This is a genomic window from uncultured Roseibium sp. (genome assembly GCF_963675095.2).
Lineage (GTDB): Bacteria > Pseudomonadota > Alphaproteobacteria > Rhizobiales > Stappiaceae > Roseibium.
The window spans coordinates 131,491-151,078 of sequence record NZ_CAXXSJ010000055.1; the positions used below are offsets into that span (position 1 = coordinate 131,491).

The window sequence follows — 19,588 nt, forward strand, 5'->3', positions numbered from 1 at the left end:
AACGCTTGGGCTCGTAAAGGATTTGTTTGCCACGGTTGGCCATCAGGTTTTAACGGTTCTCCGCTATTCTGACAATGAAGTCAGCGGCATTGATCCGCGCCTGGGGCCTTGGTCGCCCCTGCGCTAACACCTGCCTCTGATTGTTCGGGGTGGGCAGACAGCAAGTGAAATCGAAACTTTTTTCGAGGGCCGCCGGCAACGGGAAGCCGGCAGGGAGGATCGCGGTCCGTGTTTATGGACTGGCGGCGATGCTGATCCTGCTTGCCAGCCTGTCATTGCTGCTGGTCGGATATGTTGCCTCCAGGTCCGCGGACCAGCAGGCGCTGGAAAACGAAACCCTGATCTTTGAAAATGCACTTCACGACCGGCAGCTACTGATTGCCCGAGACCAGCTCAGCCTGGCCCGCTGGGACCGGTCGGTTGAGAACATCGCGCAAGACTTCGACGCGGACTTCGTCCGCGACGAGTTCATCGATTCTCTCTGGTACGACTTCAATCTGCGCCGGTCCTACCTGATCGGCCCCGACGACCGGGTTCTTGCCCGGTCCGAGGAGCACCAGGTAGACTTTACACCATTGACGCTGAAACCCGACGATCCGCTCAAGATCCTCGCCGACCGGGCTCGTGCGAAATTCGAGCGCAACCGGGTCGACATGGGCACCGGATACGGCCAGAAGTCGATTTCATCGACACAGGTTGCCGACGTCACGGAATTCGCCTTTACCCGGATCGACGGTCAGGCGGTACTGCTCAGCGCGATGGCGATCGTCCCGGACGACGGTACCGTGACCCTGGGCAAGGAAACGCCGGTCATTCTAATTTCGGCCAGGCCCATCGATAACGCCTTCGTCAACGAGCTCAATGCCCCGCTGTCCCTGCAGGACATCTCCTTTCTGGACAATGTAGCCCCGGAAGGAAAAACCGCGCGCCGGGCCCTGGTCGGCCTGCAAGGCGAAAAGCTGGGTCATTTCGTCTGGACACACGACACACCGGGGCAGGAAATCTGGGCGCTTGTCGTGCCGGTGACCCTGGCTCTCGCGGCCCTGCTCTCTCTGGCCGCCCTGATCGTCTCCCGGAAGATCGGAAAGCTATCGGCATCGCTGGAGCAGAGCGAATTGCGCAATCGCTATTTCGCCCAGCATGACCCGCTGACGGGTCTTGCCAACCGGGTGCGGTTTTCCGATCTGCTGTCCCATTCCATCGACCGCCTGCCGGACCAGGTCTTTGCACTGGCCGCCTGCGACCTCGACCGTTTCAAGGCCGTCAACGACAGTTTCGGCCACTCCGCCGGCGATGCCGTGCTCCTGGCCGTCGCCAGTAGGTTAGAGGCGGTGGTCGGCAATGACGGGACTGTTGGGCGGATCGGCGGCGATGAATTTGTCATTCTGATCGACGGATGTTCGGACCGCCAAAGCCTCACGTCTCTTGCCGACCAAATTCTGGAAAGCGTCTGCCGGCCGATCCAGCTCGATGAACGCGTTGAAACCAGCGTGGGCATCAGTCTCGGCATAGCGATTGCCCCCCACTGCGGTTCGCAGGAAACGGAAATCTTTGCAGCCGCCGACGGCGCGCTTTACCGGGCAAAGGAGGCCGGCCGTAACCGGGCTGTCTTTTGCATGGAAGCACCCGCCTCCCCGACCGCGCGGCAAGAGCGCAAATTGCCGGCCCCGTTCGATGCGGCGTAAGATCTCGCGCAGACGCCTGCTCAAGACCGTCGGTCTGGCAACGCTTTCATCCTGCCTGCCGGCACCGCTTGTGGCGAAGGCCCCTCCGAAAAAAGCCATCGTCATTGGCGCCGGAATTTCCGGCCTCGCGGCAGCAAAAACCCTGAAGGACGCCGGCTGGGATGTGCTCGTTCTGGAGGCGCGCGACCGAATTGGCGGTCGAATCGATACCGATCGATCCCTTGGCGAGGTCCTGGAGCGGGGAGCCAACTGGATACACGGGGTGGACGGAAATCCGCTGATGCCTCTGGCCCGCGAGGCAGGTGCAGTTCCAGTGGAGACGGATTATAGCGACGTTCTCGCCTTCGGTCCCGACGGCACCTTGATTTCCGACGCCGTTCTGGAAAAGGCAGAAGCCAAATACGACACACTTCTGAAACGGATCGACGCACGTCTGGACAAGGACGACGACCGTCCCTTGCTGTCAGCTCTTCGTTTCGAAATGCCGCGTTTTCTCGACGACCCGTTGCTATCTGCCCTGGGTGCCGACACGGAATCCGATACCGGCGGGCGGCTTGAAGAGATTTCCGCCTATTATTTCGACGAGGATGACGTCTTTGCTGGCCCCGATGTGATCCTTGCCGGTGGCCATGACCGGATCTGCGATTTTCTGGCACGTAATCTCACGATCACGTTCGGCGAAACCATCGTCACGGTCCGTCACGGTTACGGCCAAGCAACCGTTGAGACGACCACTGGAAACTACCAGGCTGACCACGTCATTTGCACCGTCCCGCTCGGCGTGTTGAAAACCGGCGCGATCCGGTTCGATCCGCCCCTGCCCGCCCGCCAGGCGAAGGCAATCGGCCGGATCGGTTTCGGGCAGGTGGCAAAGCTTGCCCTCACCTTCGATGCGCCCGCATGGCCCGAAGATCCGCAATTCTTTTTCCATGCAAGCGCGACACGCGGCCAATGGCCGAGCGTCCTCAACCTGAGACCCCTGACCGGTCAGAACACGCTCATGTTGATTTGTGCCGGCGAGGCCGCACTCAAGGCGGACGAAATGTCCGACGACGCGGTCGTTGCCGATGCGATGACGACGCTGCGCCGGCTTTTCGGCCCCCGGCTTGCCGAGCCGACCGGCGTCATGCGTTCGGCATGGTCAAAGGACCCGTTCGCCCGCGGCGCATATTCCTTCGCCGCCTTCGGGAGCACACCGTCGGATTTCGATGCCCTTGCCCGGCCGTCAGGCCCGGCACTCCGGCTCGCCGGGGAGCACACGACGGCGCGTTATCGGGGCACGGTTCACGGCGCTTATCTGAGCGGCTTGCAGGCCGCAGGCGGGCTGATGAAATAGCAACATCCGGCAATACAACGGCAGGAGCGCTAACCGGCATCTGACTGGCGTTCAAGAACCGGGATGCAGGCGTCCTCCCAAGAACCAATGATAGGAAACTATCCGTAATATTAACTAGTTAACGGATTTTCTTCATTCAATTCCACTCCGTATTAACTCATCGATGGTAACGCTGGGGCAGATGATTTCAGGTATCCGGATCAATCATGACTTTTCTGACGTCGATCTTTGTTTCTAAGCGAGGTTCCAACGCGTGACGAAGATGGACCGGCGATATAGCGACCGGGAGGGTTCGCCCCCCCGGCAACATATCTCCAAGCTGGCATTCCTGTTGGCTGGGATCCTGATCGCCGTGACATCCGCATCGCTTCTGTTCGTGGGCTATGTGGCCTCGCAGGCTTCTGACCGGCAGGCGATCTCCAACGAAAAACGCCTGTTTCAACATACGCTTGAAAACCAGAAACATCAGATGATCCAGGAGCAATTGAAGGTATCGCACTCGGATCAGTCGGTGCGCAACATCGTCCGGACCTTCGATTATGATTTCGTCCGCGACCAAATTCGGGGCCTGTGGAAAGACTACAGCTACAACAAGGTTCTGATCATCGCCTCCGGGAACCAGGTCTTCGCCGAGTCTTTCGAGGATTATACCCACATCATCAACCGGCCCTTGAAGGAGACGCCCGGCTATCTGCCGCTTGTGGACAAGGCCCGCGCGCTCTTCATGTCAAACCGGGTTCGGATTCCGGGAGGCTACAGCCATCGCTCGCTTCAAGGACTGGAACCGCCCCAATACGCGGCGATCGGCTTTATCGAAATCGATGACAAGCCGGCGCTCGCGACCGCCATGCCGATCGTTCCGGATCAGGACACCGTGACGCTACCGGCCGGGCAACCGGTCATCCTGGTCGCGGCCAAATTCATCGATGACGACATGCTGGCCGGTTTGAATGCCCAACTTTCCTTCATCGATCTCACCTTCCTGAGAGATGTGATTGCGGCACCTGAGAGCCCGTCTCACTTTGTCCGCGACGCCAATGGCAAACCCCTTGGCAGTTTCTCATGGGAAAGCCGGGCATTGGGCAGCTCGATCTGGCCGACCGTTATCCCGATTGTGCTGGCGCTCAGCCTTCTGCTCGCGGTTCTGGCTTTCGGGATCGCCTGGCGTATCGGCCGGCTGACGAGTTCGCTGCAGGCAAGCGAACGTCAGAACCATCATCTTGCGATGCACGACACGCTATCCGGCCTGGCCAACCGGCTGCAGTTCAATCGCGTTCTCAAAAGCGCTACCGCTAACCTGCCCGCGTCCCCATTCGCCATCATTCACTGCGATCTGGACAAGTTCAAATCCGTCAACGACACCTATGGCCATGCGGCCGGCGACACGGTTATCAAGGCGGTCGCCCAGCGCATGGCGGAGATTGTCGGCAAAGGCGGGCTGGTGGCACGCCTTGGCGGAGACGAGTTCGTCATCCTGCACCGTTCATTCACGGACCACGGACGCCTGACGCTACTCTCCGGTCAGTTGATCGGTGCCGTCGAAGCGCCGATCCCACTCGATAACGGCGAGACTGCGGAAATCGGGCTGAGCATCGGCATCGTGACCGCGCCAGATTGCGGCTCTACCCCGGAAGGGCTGATGGCCGCCGCCGACGACGCGCTTTATTATTCCAAGGAAAACGGCAGAGGACAGGCCGCTTTCGCTCGTGATATCAAACACTTGTTTGCCATGTCGGTTAACGGCACCGAGGAAGATCACACCAGCGATGCGGCCTGAGCAGCCCGAGCGAGTGCCGGGTTGCCCAATCCAGTTCAAACCTCTTAGGCGCGCAAGCGCTCTGTCGGTTCGCGCATGGTGACGAGTTCTTCGGCTGCTGTCGGATGCACGGCAATCGTCCGGTCGAAATCGGCCTTCGTGGCCCCCATGACCAGGGTAATGCCGAGAACCTGAGCCAGTTCGCCCGCATCGGGTCCGAGAATATGGACGCCCAGCACCTTGTCGGTATCCGCGTCGACGATCAGCTTCATCAGCATTTTCTCGTCTCGGCCGGAAAGCGTGTGCTTCATCGGCCGGAAGCTCGACTTGTAGATATCGAGGTTCGGCGTTTTCTTGAGCGCTTCTTCCTCGGTGAGGCCGGCAGTCCCCATCTCCGGCTGAGAGAAGACAGCCGTCGGGATCAGGCTGTGGTCCACCGTCCAGGGCTTGTTGCCGAACACCGTATCGGCAAAGGCGTGGCCTTCGCGAATGGCGACCGGGGTAAGGTTGGCCCGGTTTGTGACATCGCCGACCGCATAGATGGACGGAACGGAGGTCTGCGACTGAGCATTGACCTTGATCGCGCCGATCCGATCGAGTTCGACACCGGCCTTTTCCAGGCCCAGATCGGTGGTATGGGGCATGCGCCCGATGGCATACATGATCTGGCCGGCCGTGAGGGTCTCACCGTTTTTGGTCTTCCCCGTCAGCAGACCCGATGCATCCTTCTCGATAGAGGTGAAGACATCGCCGCAAATGACGCGGATGCCTTTTTTCTCCATCTCTTCATGGACGCTCTTGCGCATGTCCATATCGAAACCGCGCAGGATTTCCTCGCCGCGGTAAAGCAGCGTCGTCTCGACCCCGAGACCGTTGAAAATGCCGGCGAATTCAACCGCGATGTAACCACCGCCCACGACCACGATCTTTTCCGGAAGGTCGGTCAGGTGAAAGGCCTCGTTGGAGGTAATGACATGCTCGCCACCCGGCAGGTCCGCGTCCACATTCGGCGAGGCCCCGACAGCGATCAGGATGTATTTGGCCGTCACCGTCTGTCCGGTCGCAAGCAGGCGCACCGAATTGGGCCCTTCCAGGACGGCACGGCTGTCATGCAGCTCGACATCGCTGCGTTCCAGGTTGCGCCGGTAGATGCCTTCGAGCCGGGTGATTTCCTGATCTTTTGCCGTCACCAGCTTTTCCCAGGAGAAGGATCTTTCCCCGACGGTCCAGCCGAAACCTTCGGCATCTTCGAATTCCTCGGAAAATTTCGAGGCATAGACAAAAAGCTTCTTTGGCACGCAACCCCGGATCACGCAGGTGCCTCCATAGCGATATTCCTCGGCGATCCCGACTTTGGCACCATGGGTCGCGGCAATCCTTGCGGCGCGTACACCGCCCGATCCACCGCCGATCACAAACAGGTCGTAGTCAAAATCGCTCATCATCGCCTCGTCATCTCGCCAATTCCGTGTTCGGCGCGTCTACATTTTCCCGGCGGCAAGACCGCCGGAACGTTTTCGCAATGTCGGTTTTCGCACCGCAAAAAACAAGGCCGCATATGCGGCCTTGTTGAAATCACATCAGGATTTGTCGGCGGCCTACTGGGCCGGCTTTGCGTCCGGGTTTGCCGGTGCGTCGGCCTTTGCCTGGTCCCTTTTCTGCAATTCATCGCGCACGAGGCCGACCATCTCGGTGGAGATCTGGTCCTGCCACTGGCGTGCTGCGCCGATCGACAGGGCGGTGATGCTCGGCGTTTCCGTGGCAAGTTTCTGTCCCAGCGGTGAATTATAGAATTCCGCCAGTTGCTGAAGCTCTTCCACGGTAAAGCGGCGCGCCCAGATGTTGTAGATCATCTCGTTCAGATCTTTGCGCTTGGGCGCCAATTGCAGCGCCACTTCGTTCGTAAGCGCCGAAACCTCTTCAGACCTGATCGGGTCGGCCTGAATGAAGATCGTCCGGGTCTGTTCGGCCATAAGCGGCAGGATTTCATCGAAAGCGTTCAACGCCTTGTTCGCGACGACAACGCTGCGCGCCGCTTCGAGTTGGGCTTCGGAAATCTGCTCGTCCTGGGCATTCACCGTGACTGGAAACAGGGCAGCGGCCACAAGAGTTGCGGCGGCGAAGCGGGTTCCGGCCTTGAGGCAGTTTTTAAGAACCATAATCAAACTCCAACATCGGCCTCGGGTGTATCGTCTTCCGAAGGCCTCAATTCACATTTTCTAGCGGCTAGCGACAATGGTCCGCACACCGTCTGCTCCAGCGACATAGGCTTTGACAGCAAGGCCAATGAACAAACCATGCTCGACGACCCCGGGAATCGCAACCAGCTTCTCGGCCAAAGCGTCAGCGTCCGGTATCCGTCCAAGTTCAGCGTCCAGGATGAAATGCCCGCCATCTGTGACGAAAGGATGTTCGTCCCCGCCCCTGACGGTCAAGGATCCGGACAATCCCAAGCCGGAAAGGCATTCTCTCACGGCAAGAGTGGTCGCGCCCAAGCCGAAGGGCACCACCTCGATCGGCAGCGGAAAGCGGCCGAGCACATCGACGAGCTTGCTGTCGTCGGCAATGACGATCATTTCCTTGGAGGCTGCTGCAACGATCTTCTCGCGCAGCAAGGCGCCCCCGCCCCCCTTGATCAGTCTCATTTGCGGGTCGATCTCATCGGCGCCATCGACGGTCAGATCGAGTTCCGGCATCTCGTCCAGCGTCGAAAGGCGAATCCCCTCTTCCGTCGCCAGCTGATGCGTTCTTTCCGACGTGGGCACGCCGACGACGTCCAGGCCTTCCCGGACACGCGCGCCGAGCGCCCTGACAAAATGCTCCGCCGTGGACCCGGTTCCGATGCCGAGCTTCATGCCCGACCGGACGTCTTCCACCGCCTTTTCGGCTGCCAGGCGTTTCCAAGCGTCACTCATCGCCTCTCCAAGACATTCCAAGATTTCGCGCTCAGTAGCATGGCAGGCGATACAGGGTCTAGGTCATAGAGTCACAAATGAGATCGAATGTCGCTGTCGGTGCGAAGCGAAACCGAAAAAACGCTCTCTTCGGAGGTCTGCGGACAACCATATTTAATTAACTATAATTTTAGCGAATACAAATACGTTGGCAAGTTATAGGGGAATTCAGAACAACTTGCCCGAAATAACCTGGGAGGACGGCAATGTTCTTTAAAAGAAAAAACCACAATAACAACAATACGCTTACTGCCCAAATTCGCTCTGACGAAATCGATGAATCGCCTGACGCTACGGCCGCGCCCGATTCCGACGACATGGACAACATGCTTGCCTATGCGCTGGATGCGATCGAGGACGATCTCCAGGTGTCCGCGAAATCGATCAGTGGCTCGATGCAGAAGGTGCAGAGCAGGATCACCGAACAGCTCGGGCTGCTGGATTCGATCCGAACCGACAGCAAGGCCCTGCGTGAGCAAAGTGGCCTGGCACACAAGAACGCCACCGATCTTGCAGATTCCATCAGCGAGCTGGCCACCTCCAGCAACGAGATCGGCCAGCAAGTCGTCAAGTCTAACGAGCTGGCCGAACAGGCCCGCGAGGTTGCCGATGAAGCCAATTCGGGGGTCATGGAGCTGAATTCTGCCATCGAGGACATTACCAATGTCGTCCGGCTGATTTCAGACGTGGCCAAGCAGACCAACCTTCTGGCGCTCAATGCGACCATCGAGGCGGCGCGGGCGGGCGAAGCCGGCAAGGGATTCGCGGTCGTCGCGATGGAAGTGAAGTCGCTTTCAGTGGAAACCCAAAACGCCACGGACGAAATCGTCTCCAATATCGAACGACTCCAGGCATCGGCGGAAGCCAGCATCGCCTCGGTCAATCGTATCATCGACGTAATTGGCCAGATCCGGCCGAGTTTCGCGGCGGTGGAAAATGCCGTCCATGAACAGGTCAGCACGACGACGGCGATCCGCGAACATGCCGGTGATACGGCGAACTTCGTGGAGGAAGTCGCCCGGCGGGTCGACACCATCGACGCTTCCGCGGCACGGGCTGAGGAAGGCGGCCAGGCGGCCAACATGGCCGGAACCGAAATGAGCGCTGCCATTCAGGCTCTGGGCAGCCGGTTCACCATGATGATCCGGCAGAACGAACTGGGCGACCGGCGCAAGTTCGACCGGCTGCCGATCAAGCTGAACGGGCATGTGACCGCGAACGGCCGAAAGGCCTCTGTCCAGACACTCGACATCTCCTTCGGCGGCGCCCTCCTGAAATGCGACGAAGACGGCATCCTCGTCCCCGATCAAAGTGCGGACCTCATGCTCGACGGCATCGGGACCGTGGCGATCCGGATCGTCGGCCACTCGGCGAACGGCTATCATTGCACCTTTGGCGAAATGGACGATGCCTTCAGACAGGCGCTCGACCGGCAGATCTCCGCCTTCCAGGCAGAGCATGCGTCCTATGTGGAACTGGCCCAGTCCGGCGCGTCGCGCATAACGGAGGCCCTCAGCCGCCTTGTCGGGGATGGCAAGCTCACCTTGAGCGATCTGTTCGACACCAATTACCAGCCGATCCCGGGAAGCAATCCGCCCCAGGTCCGCACCCGCTCCCTCGAAAGGCTTGAAGACGTGCTGCCGCCGATCCAGGAAGAGATCCTTGCAGGCGCAAAGTCCATGGCGTTCTGCGCCGCCGTCGACCGCAACGGCTACCTGCCGGTCCACAACAAGATCTATTCCAAGCCGCAGCGGCCGGACGATCCGGAGTGGAACGCGGCCAACAGCCGCAACAAGCGGATGTTCGATGACCGGGCCGGCCTGTGTGCGGCCAGAAACACTCGTCCTATCCTGATCCAGACCTACGCCCGCGACATGGGCAACGGCAATATCGTGTGGATGAAGGAGGTGGACGCCCCCATCTTCATCGACGGACGGCACTGGGGCGGCTTCCGCACCGCCTACAAGCTATAGGCCCTCTTCACCGGCGCTTGAGGATTTCGGACGGACTAGCTAGGTTGCCGGTCCGGCCACACCTCCCCGCCCGAAAGGAAGCCCGCATGTCCGTTCTCGTCTTCGATCTCGACGGCACCTTGGTCTCGTCGATGGAAGACCTCGCCGCTACACTGAACGTGGTGCTGACGGCGGCCGGTCATGAGGCGGTTCCGCCGGAAAACTTCCGCAGCATCGTTGGCCATGGCGCCAAATACATGCTGCAGCGGGGCCTGGAGACAAACGGGATCGCCTGGGACGAGGACATGATCGAGCCGCTGTTCCGGCAGTTCCTGGCCCATTACGAAAAGAACCTCGCGGTCCACACCCGCCCCTTTCCGGGCGTTATCGACGCCCTGGAACGGTTCCGCGCCGAGGGCTGGCGGCTTGCCGTGTGCACCAACAAGATGGAACGGCTGACCCTGCCCTTGCTCGACCAGCTCGACATGACACGGCATTTCGACGCTATCGTTGGCGGCGACACCTTTGCCGTCGCCAAACCACAGGCGGAACCGGTATTCGGGGCGATCGAACGTGCCGGGGGTCAGAAACCCGGCTCCGTCATGATCGGCGACTCTGCCACCGACATCAACGCCGCACGCGCGGCCGGCATCCCGGTGGTTGCCGTCGATTTCGGCTATACTCAAGTTCCGGTGACCGAACTCGGCCCGGACCGGGTGATCTCCCATTTCAACGAGCTGCATGAGGCTATTCAGGCGCTGAAGGCTGTGGCCTAGATCAGCCTTGCAACGATCAGGCAAGAAATGCGCGCTTTGCTCTTGCCTGAAACCGCGTTTTGAATTACCTAGCGCCCACCAGCCACCAAGGCTGCCCTTCGAAAGTCGGGGCGATTAGCTCAGCGGGAGAGCGTTCCGTTCACACCGGAAAGGTCACTGGTTCAATCCCAGTATCGCCCACCATTTTCTCATGAACACAGACTATCAATCGCAGCGGCCAGCTTTTGGAGGTCCGCGGCGTAAAACCCTGCAGCATTGATGCAGTTGGTTTCAAGGAGCTTCAGCCCCTCCCCCGTCCGACACACGTCGATGACATAGGCTAGCGAATAGCCTGGGTTTGCGTCCACCATGGATTGCGCAAAATCCAGTGCATCGGCGTCGATCTCGTGCCGGTAGGCCACGCGCTGCCCTTCTTTGTAGAGCGACCACGTGACGACATGCTCATCGACGACCCACAACCTCCATTCCTTGAGGATATTCACCGGTTTGGTGAGCATCAGCTTTGTGTCGTGCCGCAGAGAGCCATTGGGAATTTCGGCTTCGTTCAGCGAGAGCACCTGTTCGGCAAGACGAATGATCTCTCCGCTTGTCTTGACGTTGCCCGGTTCTTCCTTGCTGTCATCCACGGGACGGATGAACCACTGCCGCCCATCGTCCGTGAGCTTGCCGGGTACATCCTGCAAGGTCAGGAACAGCGCATCGGCCCCATTGAGAAGGTAGGGATGCCACGGCTCTTCATGGACGAAGGGTCGGAGCTTGAACACCCCGGGCCGAAGCCCCTTGGTGTCGGCATAACGCCACAGGGAATAAGACCCGAACAGGACGACCCTATCCGGATTGGCAACCACCGGCTCGGGAACCAGGTCACCAACAAAAGGCACCACCTTGTGCCATGTGTACGCAATGCCGAGCCGATCAAGCGCCTCGGCGAGCTTGCCGGTGTCTTCGAACCTCTGGAGTATCCACTGCATCGCGCGACGAACCTGGTCAGTCAGATATGATGATGCCCCGCTGCTATCACCGGTTGATTGGAATTGCCAACCCGGGAAGAGGTAAGCGACCGTTACAAACCAGTCTCAAGACATTTGCCCCCGGGAGAGACGAAAACCGCCAGTTTTCCCAGCCGATCCCCAGCAAATTTCCGCCTCCCCCTTAGATCGGGGCTCCTCCTGTAGAATAATCGCCGGTGATTCCTTCAGGCCTGCCGAACCGGAGACATCATGGCGACCAAAGCCGAGCCGAAGCCAAATCTCCTGCTTGAGAAAATGAAGAAGGCTCTTGCCCTGCAGCAGGCCGGCGAGGTGGAAAAGGCGCAGAGGATCTACAAGCTGGTGGTGAAGAAGGCGCCGCATTCGCCGGACGCCAATCATCTGCTCGGTGTCAGTTACCGCCAGCTCGGCGACCCCAGGCAGGCGTTCGAATACATCCGGAAGGCCATCGAACTCGCGCCGGACCGGGCGCCCTATTACGCCAATCTGGCGCGCACCATGTCCGACATGCCCGGCACTGAACCGGAGAGTATTCTGGCGGTCGCGGAAAAGGCCCTGTCTCTCGATCCGAACCTGGTGGAAGCCCTCAACCTCAAGGCGATTTCGCTCAGCCGGATGGACCGGAAGCTGGAGGCGGAGGAGATTTTTCAGTTCCTGATCGTCAAGTGCCCCGATTTTGCCGAGCCCTACCGGAACTACGGCATTCTGCTCCGGAACGAAAAGGTCTTCGACAAGGCCATCGCCTTCTTCAACAAGGCGGCCCTGCTCGATCCGGGCAACCCGGAGAACTACGTCGAACGGGCACGCGCCCGGCTGGCGTGCGAGGACTACAAGAACGCCGAGCCGGAGATGGCAGACGCACTGGAACGCTTTCCGGACAACGGCAATATCAAGCACGAGGCCGCGCGGCTCCTGTTCAAGATGGGCGAGACCGCCGAGGGATTGAAATATGCGATTGCGGCGGCCGAAGACGCGCCGCGGGACTACCACCGCCTCGTCACATTGGGCGTCCACTATCTGATGCTCGACCAACCCGAGCCCGCCTACAAGCAATTCAAGAAAGCACGCGAACTGGCGCCGGAAAGCTACGTCGGCCTGGACTGGAACCTGTCTCTTGCCGCGCTGGCGCTGGGCGACCTGGAAACCGGCTGGCGCCTGCACCCCGCCCGTTTCGACGACCCGGCATCGCAGGTCATCCGACGGACATTCGAAGTGCCTGCCTGGGAAGGCGAGGACATTTCCGACAAGACCGTGCTGGTCTGGGCCGATCAGGGTCTCGGCGACGCCCTCAAGGCCGGCACCATGCTACCCGACCTGCTAGAGCGGGCCGGCAATGTCATCATCGAACTATCGGCGAAGGCAACGCCATGGTATCAAAAGAGTTTTCCGGAAGCGCTTTGCCGTCCAGCGGCTTTCGACCGTGAATTCAAAGCCCTCAAGTCGGACTACGACGTCCATGCCAATATCTCCGATCTGGCCCGGTTCTTCCGCAACAGTTTCGAGGATTTCGAGAATGCCAAGCGCCCGGCTTATGCGTTCGACCGGGACCAGGCCCGAGGCTATCTGGAGCGCCTGAAGGAACGCGGCCCCCACAAGCCGATCATCGGGGTCGGCTGGCGGTCCATGAATCTGGCTGTCTCCCGTGCCCGGCTCTATCTGTCGGCACCGCAATTCGCCCCGATCATGGATTTCGAGGATGTCACCTTCGTCAATCTTCAATATGCGGCGGTGAAGCGGGAACTCGAATACCTCAAGGCAAAGACCAACGGAGCCTTCGTCAATCTCGACGACGTGGATCTGTTTGACGACCTGTTGGCTGCCGCCGCGCTGACAGCATGCTGCGACCTCGTCGTTACGGCCAACACCAGCGTTGCCGAAGTCGCCGGCGTGCTCGACGTGCCCAGCTTCCGCTTCGGCCAAAACGAACCGCCGCTGCTGCTTGGACAGGAAAACCCGCCGTGGCACCCGTCGCAGAAGTACTTCCTGCTGACCAGTGAGAAGCCTGCGACCGCGGTCGTGCCGGATCTCCAGGCAGCCATCGCAGACTGGCTAAAAACCTTCTCGCCGGACCAGCGGAACGCGCGACTGGGGCTCGCATAAAGAAACCGACTACTTGCGGGCGATCGCGATCAGCGTGTCCGTGGCGTCAATCTTCGCCAATGCGGCTTCATAGGCGGCTGTCAGTTCGGGCGTGTCGATGGCCGCGAATTTCGACTTGTGCCCGCCCGGACGGCCGCTGGTCATCCAGAGCATGTGGTTGGACAGCGGATAGCGCTGTACGCCGGCGACGACGACATCGCGGTAGCCCGCATGTTCCAGCATGCGCTTCAGGCTGTCACGCGTGTGCAGGACCAGGTGCTGGCTCCACAGGGTGAATTTGCGGAACGGCTCGCTGTCGACGTAGTCGAGCAGGAAATCGCGCGCGTGGGGCACTTCGAAGATCGCATGCCCGCCCTCCTTCAGTTTCGGCTTCAGAAGCGCCAGGATTTCCAGTGGGTCCGGCAAGTGCTCCAGCACATGGAAGCTGAACAGCGCATCCAGGGAACCATCCTCCAGCGCATCGATGGAGGTCTCACAAGGCACCCCCACCTCTCTCAAGGCGTCGACGGCATCCTGCTGAAGCTCTATTCCGATGCAAGAGGCGGTCTCCGGTTGCACCAGGCGCAGAAAGTCGCCCAACCCGCAGCCGAAATCTGCGATCGTCTTGTCCTTGTAGTAGCAGCGGAAGGCATTGGCGCGCCGGGTCGCATCCGCCTGCTGTTCGTAGCTCGGTTCCCCCGCGCGCTGAACGGTTTCCTGGCGGTAGTCGCCTTTCTTGTAGGTGTCGTCGCCGGTGTAATAGCCATCGATGTAGATGACGCCGGAAGCGCTGTCCCGGCAGACCCGGAGCGGTTTCACGTCGCGGGTTTCCGACGCGTAGTCCTCCCGGGTGTCCAGACTGGCGACCCCGAGGCGTTCGAGGGTCTCAAAGATGCTTTTTGTCATTCTTGTCTCTGACGGCCGCTGGTGCAGACCGGCTCCCGCCGATTCGGCTCTTATCGGCACTATCCGCCGAGCGCGCGACCATGCGCAACAGAAAACCCCGAAACCGGGTCGGCTTCGGGGTTTTCAAAGTCAAGGTTTGATGCGCGTCGGCAGACGTCAGCCGACGAAAGCGCGTTCGACCACGAATTCGGCGGGCTTGTTGTTCGCGCCCTCGGTCAGGCCGGCTTTTTCCAGCAGGTCCTTGGTATCCTTGATCATGTCCATGGAGCCGCAGATCATGCCGCGGTCGATGGCCGGGTCGAGCGGCGGCACACCGAGATCGGTGAACAGCTTGCCGCTTTCGATCAGATCGGTGATCCGGCCGGTGCGCGGGAAATCCTCGCGGGTGACGGAGGTGTAGTGCACCAGCTTGTCCTTGGCGTATTCGCCGATCAGCGGATCGTTGATGGTCTCGTTGACCAGGTCCTCACCGTATTTCAACTCCGCCACTTCGCGGCAGGTATGGGTCAGGATCACCTGATCGAACTTCTCATACGTGTCCGGATCCCGGATCAGGCTGGCGAACGGCGCGATGCCGGTACCGGTGGAGAACATGTAAACCCGCTTGCCGGGCAGAAGCGCGTCATTGACCAGCGTCCCGGTCGGCTTCTTCTTCATCAGGACGGCGTCGCCGGGCTGAATCTTCTGCAGGACGGAGGTCAGCGGACCGTCCGGCACCTTGATGGAGAAGAATTCCAGTTCCTCGTCCATGCGGGGCTGGCAATGGAATAGGCGCGGTAGAGCGGCTTGCCATCGATCATCAGGCCGATCATGACGAATTCGCCGGAGCGGAAACGGAAACTTGCCGGGCGGGTCATGCGGAACCGGAACAGCCGGTCCGTGTAGTGCTGGACCGTGGTGACTTCCTGAACAAAGACGCCGGCCGGGGCCGCAGCTTCCAGTTCGGCGGGTTTGGCAAGAACATTCATGTGTCGTGCATCTTCCGTAAGTGATGTTTGATCGGTGGCGATTGGGTCCGTTTAGCACCGGTCGTGCATTGACTTGAAGCAATCTGCAACCACGAAACCGCAAAATAGCAAAAAATTCGTTCTTATCGTCCAACTGCGCCGGTTACCGGATGTTCGCCCGCGCGCAACCGGATTTCAGGCCGCGGTCCAGCGCCGTTAATTCACGTTTTATGACATTTCAACGAATACACGGTTTCAGCCGGTTTCTATTTGACAGGCCTACAAAAAAAACCGACCTTACTACAAAACTACAACGCTTCCTCCAGAGGCTTCATATAGGGCAAAGTAAATGTCCGATACGGTTAGAGAAGAAAACGGCCAGACCGTAGCATTGGTTATCCTTGACCGGTTTTCCATGAACGCATTCTCATCGGTCGTGGAACCGTTGAGACTGGCCAACCGCGTGCTCGGCCGCGACTATTATCAATGGAAAACTTATTCACTGGACGGAAATTCGGTCGCGGCGAGCAACGGCTGTGAAATCAAGGCCGATTGTTCTGTCAAAGATCTGCAGGACGCGGACATTACACTTTTATGCACCGGCCTCGATGTGGAACGCCTCCCGCTCGATGCGGACCTGGGCAACCGCCTGCGCCGGCTGAACGCCATGGGCCGGACCTTCGGCGCCATCTGCACCGGTTCGTATCTTCTGGCCCGCTATCACCTCCTGGACGGTCGCCGCTGTACGATTCACTGGGAAAACCTGCGGTCGCTGCGCGAAGAATATCCGCATCTGGACGTCACCGGCGACATCTTCACCATTGACCGCAACTGCATGACCTGTGCGGGCGGTATGGCGGCGCTCGACATGATGCTGCGCCTGATCGCGATCCAGCATGGCGCCTATATCGCCCACGAGGTCGCCGAGGTCGCGCTTTATCAGAATACGCGCGCCGGCGAATCCGCCCAGCGCCATGACATCGAAGCCCGGACCGGCATTTCGAACGAAAAGATCCTCGACTCCATCCGGATCATGGATCTTCACATCGAAGACCCGTTGAGCTGCCAGCAGCTTGCCATGACGGTCAACCTGTCACCGCGCCAGCTGGAGCGCCTGTTCCGCCGCCATTTCAACTGCACGCCGGGCCAATATTACCTGCGCCTGCGCCTGGAAACCGCGCGGGATCTCCTGCGCCGGACCAGCCGGCCCGTTCTCGATGTGGCGCTAGCCTGCGGCTTTGCCTCCACATCGCATTTCACCAAGTGCTACCGGGAACGGTTCCTGTGCACGCCCACGGAAGAGCGTCAGGCCTACCAGTGGGCCAACCGGCCGGCAGGCGGCAAGGCCTCGGGCTCCAAATCCGTGAGACTGGTTTCGAAATAGGCTGCCCTAGAAGAGCAGCGCCTTGACGGCGATGAAGGCGCCCAGAACCAGCAACGCCACATAGAACAGCGTCCGGAACAATCCTTCCGACAGCTGCTTGCGGATGTGCTGTCCCGCATAGAAGCCGATAATGGCCGGTACGACGGCCAGCACGGAAGCGATGCCCATATCCATGGTCATCAGGTTCGTGCCCGACAGGGTCACAACCAGCGCGATCGTGGTGCATAGGAACAGCATCCCCATGGCCTGCACGAACTGGTCGCGTGGCAGTTCCAGGCTTTGCAGGTACATCACGCCGGGAACGGCATAGGACCCGACCATTCCGCTGAGAACGCCGTTCACCGCCCCCGTCACCACGCCGATGCCACGTTCCCGCTCGGGCCGGGTGGTCATGCGCAGACCGAAAAATCCGGTCAGTGCATAGGCCACCAGCACTACGCCCAGAAAAGCGGCCATGAGGGACAGGTCCGCTTCCTTGAGAACCAGCCCGCCCGGCCAGACCAATACGGTGGCGAAAAAGAGAAACGGCCAGATCCGGCGTAAGAGCACCATTGTGTAGCCGCCGGTTGTCGCCTGAAGCACATTGGTGATGAAGGTCGGCGCCAGCATGAGCGTCATGGCCGTCGGCAGGTCCATGATGGCCGTCATCAGGCCAAGACTGACCGTGGGCAGGCCAAGGCCGATAACACCCTTCACCGCTCCAGCCAGAAAAAACACCAATGTCGTTGCCAGAACGATGATCGGATCCGTCATGCGCGGAGCCTAGACGGATTCCCGGAGCAGAGAAAGCCATTCCCCTTCGTCCGTCATCATGCTTTGGTTGCGGTTCGACTCGTCTTTCGGATTGCCTGACCGCCAATTTCCATAAAGGTTGTTTTTCATCATGCCCGCACCCGCCCTCCCCCTTCTGACCAACAGCGATGCCAGGAGCCTTTTCCTGGAGCGCCACGGGCTTGGGGAAACCCCGAAGGGGCCGGCGAAGGGCGACGATCTGAACGCCGTCATCGACAAGCTCGGCTTCGTTCAGGTCGACAGCATCAACACGGTTGCCCGCGCCCATCACATGATCCTGGCGGCGCGGCGACCGGCCTACCGGGAAAAGAACCTGAAGCCGCTCTTGGAAAAACAGCGCTCGCTGTTCGAGCACTGGACCCATGACGCCGCGATCATTCCAACGGAGTTCTTTCCCCATTGGCAGCTCCGGTTCCAACGGGACCGGGAGCGGCTGATTTCCCGCTGGCGCAACTGGCGCCGGGACGGCTTTGAGGAGAAGTTCGAAGCGGTCCTGAAACAGATCAGCGATCATGGCCCGGTCACCTCCGGCGATGTCGGCGGGGACGAGGAACGCAAGAGCGGCGGCTGGTGGGACTGGCACCCGTCCAAGACGGCCCTGGAATTCCTGTGGCGCTCGGGCGCGCTGTCCGTGTGCCGGCGCAACGGGTTTCAGAAGGTCTACGACCTGACCGAGCGTGTCATCCCCGAACCCCACCGCCTGCAGCGGCGCGACGAAGACGAAACCATCGACTGGGCCTGCCGGTCGGCACTGGCACGCCTGGGCTTCGGCACGTCCGGTGAGATTGCGGCCTTCTGGGACCTGATCACCCCGGAAGAAGCAAAACAGTGGTGCAACCGGGCGCAGGCCTCCGGAGACATCCAGGAGGTGGAAGTGACCTGTGCCGACGGTAGAACCGTGCGCAAGGTCTTTGTCTTTCCCGAGACGCTGGCGGAGCTCGAAAACCTGCCAATTCCCCCCGCCCGCGTCCGCATCCTGTCGCCGTTCGATCCGATGCTGCGCGACCGCAAACGTGCCGAACGCCTGTTCGGATTCCACTACCGCATCGAGGTCTTCGTGCCCGAGCCCAAGCGGCAGTACGGCTACTATGTCTTCCCGGTTCTCGAGGGCGACCGGATGATCGGCCGCATCGACATGAAGGCAATGCGCGACGAAGGCAGACTGCATGTGCGCGCCTTCTGGCCGGAACAGGACGTCAGGCCAGCGAAAGGCCGCTTGCAGAAACTCGCTTCTGAACTCGACCGGATCACACGGTTTTCCGGGTGCTCGGCTGTTACCTACGAGCAGGACTGGTTGCGGGAACCTGCGGCAAAGGCCCCTTAACCGATCCGAAATATTCGTATTGAATTCCGCGCTCCATATACTTATTTTCATATTAGTGAATATAAAGGACGGACGAACCCTATGGCCCTGGAACGCATTTTTACCCTGATTGTCGGCTGCATGATCCTGGCAAGCCTTGCGCTTGCCATCTATCACAACATCAACTGGCTCTGGTTCACCGCCTTCATCGGCGCAAACCTGATCCAGTTCTCCTTTACCGGCTTCTGCCCGCTGACGATCATCCTGAAGAAAGTCGGCTTCAAGACCCGCGGCTCGATCGCCTGATCGACCGCAAATGACGGAATTGCCGCTGAAGAGCCCCTGCTCCCCCCCCTCAGGAGTTTGCCCTTGGTCATGGGCCGGCTTTTCGGCGGCAACTGTCCCGCTTACGCCTCAGGCTTCGTCATCGGCTCGGAGATCCGGTGTGCCTGGAACGTGTCCGGCAGCGGCGTGATCTCGATCTGCGAAACGATGCCGGCGTGGGCATAGGGATCGCCTTCGGCAAAGGCCCGGGCCGATGCCTCGTCTTTTGCTTCCAGCACCCCGAAATTACCGTTCGCCTTGCCGTCCGCGCCAAGCGTGGCGGAGCCGATCAGGGACACTTGCCACGCCCTCGCCGCCAGACACCACCCATTCCTTGTGCTCGCCGCGAACAGCTTCGCGTTTTTCGTCCATGCCGTCGTGATGACGGCAGACCATCAGAAAATA

At 60.1% G+C, this 19,588-nt stretch carries 16 protein-coding genes, 1 tRNA gene and 1 pseudogene; 10 read left to right on the top strand and 8 right to left on the bottom strand.

Going from position 1 to position 19,588, the window contains the following annotated elements:
* Positions 1 to 164 precede the first annotated feature (164 nt).
* From ABIN98_RS20675 to ABIN98_RS20685, 3 genes are all read left to right on the top strand, one after another.
* Positions 165 to 1,685, top strand: a complete 1,521-nt coding sequence (locus ABIN98_RS20675; RefSeq protein WP_346912662.1) for a diguanylate cyclase domain-containing protein — start codon at positions 165 to 167, stop codon at positions 1,683 to 1,685.
* Positions 1,675 to 3,021, top strand: coding sequence for an FAD-dependent oxidoreductase (locus ABIN98_RS20680; protein ID WP_346912664.1), 1,347 nt, complete (start codon positions 1,675 to 1,677; stop codon positions 3,019 to 3,021). The genes ABIN98_RS20675 and ABIN98_RS20680 overlap by 11 nt, the downstream gene beginning before the upstream one ends.
* A 262-nt stretch (positions 3,022 to 3,283) precedes the next feature.
* Positions 3,284 to 4,798 (top strand): diguanylate cyclase domain-containing protein, encoded by a 1,515-nt coding sequence (locus ABIN98_RS20685; protein WP_346912908.1) that lies wholly within the window; start codon positions 3,284 to 3,286, stop codon positions 4,796 to 4,798.
* Between the two features lie 44 nt (positions 4,799 to 4,842).
* On the opposite strand, the gene gor is transcribed toward ABIN98_RS20685, so the two are convergent.
* The 3 genes from gor to rpiA all read right to left on the bottom strand — a co-directional run bounded on the left by gor (position 4,843) and on the right by rpiA (position 7,692).
* A complete protein-coding gene (gene gor, locus ABIN98_RS20690; protein ID WP_346912910.1) occupies positions 4,843 to 6,219 on the bottom strand; it encodes a glutathione-disulfide reductase in 1,377 nt (458 codons plus the stop codon).
* Positions 6,220 to 6,375: 156 nt separating this feature from the next.
* Positions 6,376 to 6,936 carry a DUF2059 domain-containing protein gene (locus tag ABIN98_RS20695; RefSeq protein ID WP_346912666.1) on the bottom strand — a complete coding sequence of 187 codons (561 nt, stop codon included), beginning with the start codon at positions 6,934 to 6,936 and terminating at the stop codon, positions 6,376 to 6,378.
* A gap of 60 nt (positions 6,937 to 6,996) precedes the next feature.
* Complete coding sequence (gene rpiA, locus ABIN98_RS20700; protein ID WP_346912668.1) at positions 6,997 to 7,692, bottom strand: ribose-5-phosphate isomerase RpiA; 696 nt, start codon at positions 7,690 to 7,692, stop codon at positions 6,997 to 6,999.
* 245 nt (positions 7,693 to 7,937) lie between these two features.
* On the opposite strand from rpiA, the gene ABIN98_RS20705 reads away from it, so the two are divergent.
* From ABIN98_RS20705 to ABIN98_RS20715, 3 genes are all read left to right on the top strand, one after another.
* A complete protein-coding gene (locus tag ABIN98_RS20705; RefSeq protein ID WP_346912670.1) occupies positions 7,938 to 9,704 on the top strand; it encodes a methyl-accepting chemotaxis protein in 1,767 nt (588 codons plus the stop codon).
* Between the two features lie 86 nt (positions 9,705 to 9,790).
* Positions 9,791 to 10,459, top strand: coding sequence for a phosphoglycolate phosphatase (gene gph, locus ABIN98_RS20710; protein WP_346912672.1), 669 nt, complete (start codon positions 9,791 to 9,793; stop codon positions 10,457 to 10,459).
* A 108-nt stretch (positions 10,460 to 10,567) separates the two neighbouring features.
* A tRNA-Val gene (locus ABIN98_RS20715) sits at positions 10,568 to 10,642 on the top strand.
* Between the two features lie 5 nt (positions 10,643 to 10,647).
* Here ABIN98_RS20715 and ABIN98_RS20720 read toward each other — a convergent pair.
* Entirely contained in the window at positions 10,648 to 11,430 is a 783-nt protein-coding gene (locus ABIN98_RS20720; RefSeq protein ID WP_346912674.1) for an ATP-grasp domain-containing protein, read from the bottom strand.
* Between the two features lie 249 nt (positions 11,431 to 11,679).
* Between ABIN98_RS20720 and ABIN98_RS20725 the strand changes: the two genes are divergently transcribed.
* Positions 11,680 to 13,548, top strand: coding sequence for a tetratricopeptide repeat protein (locus ABIN98_RS20725; protein WP_346912676.1), 1,869 nt, complete (start codon positions 11,680 to 11,682; stop codon positions 13,546 to 13,548).
* 9 nt (positions 13,549 to 13,557) lie between these two features.
* Here the strand turns inward: ABIN98_RS20725 and ABIN98_RS20730 are convergent, their stop codons facing one another.
* Entirely contained in the window at positions 13,558 to 14,433 is an 876-nt protein-coding gene (locus tag ABIN98_RS20730; RefSeq protein ID WP_346912678.1) for a class I SAM-dependent methyltransferase, read from the bottom strand.
* 156 nt (positions 14,434 to 14,589) lie between these two features.
* Positions 14,590 to 15,401 (bottom strand): annotated as a pseudogene (locus tag ABIN98_RS20735) (ferredoxin--NADP reductase).
* 328 nt (positions 15,402 to 15,729) lie between these two features.
* On the opposite strand from ABIN98_RS20735, the gene ABIN98_RS20740 reads away from it, so the two are divergent.
* Positions 15,730 to 16,764, top strand: a complete 1,035-nt coding sequence (locus ABIN98_RS20740; RefSeq protein ID WP_346912680.1) for a GlxA family transcriptional regulator — start codon at positions 15,730 to 15,732, stop codon at positions 16,762 to 16,764.
* A 6-nt stretch (positions 16,765 to 16,770) separates the two neighbouring features.
* Here the strand turns inward: ABIN98_RS20740 and ABIN98_RS20745 are convergent, their stop codons facing one another.
* A complete protein-coding gene (locus ABIN98_RS20745; RefSeq protein ID WP_346912682.1) occupies positions 16,771 to 17,517 on the bottom strand; it encodes a sulfite exporter TauE/SafE family protein in 747 nt (248 codons plus the stop codon).
* A 130-nt stretch (positions 17,518 to 17,647) separates the two neighbouring features.
* Here ABIN98_RS20745 and ABIN98_RS20750 point away from each other — a divergent pair, with 130 nt between their 5' ends.
* Together ABIN98_RS20750 and ABIN98_RS20755 are read left to right on the top strand one after the other, a co-directional pair.
* Positions 17,648 to 18,880: a DNA glycosylase AlkZ-like family protein gene (locus ABIN98_RS20750; RefSeq protein ID WP_346912684.1), complete on the top strand. Its 1,233-nt coding sequence runs from the start codon at positions 17,648 to 17,650 to the stop codon at positions 18,878 to 18,880.
* An 81-nt stretch (positions 18,881 to 18,961) separates the two neighbouring features.
* Positions 18,962 to 19,165, top strand: coding sequence for a DUF2892 domain-containing protein (locus ABIN98_RS20755; RefSeq protein ID WP_346912686.1), 204 nt, complete (start codon positions 18,962 to 18,964; stop codon positions 19,163 to 19,165).
* A gap of 101 nt (positions 19,166 to 19,266) precedes the next feature.
* Here the strand turns inward: ABIN98_RS20755 and ABIN98_RS20760 are convergent, their stop codons facing one another.
* A complete protein-coding gene (locus ABIN98_RS20760) occupies positions 19,267 to 19,482 on the bottom strand; it encodes a YciI family protein (RefSeq protein WP_346912688.1) in 216 nt (71 codons plus the stop codon).
* Positions 19,483 to 19,588: the final 106 nt, after the last annotated feature.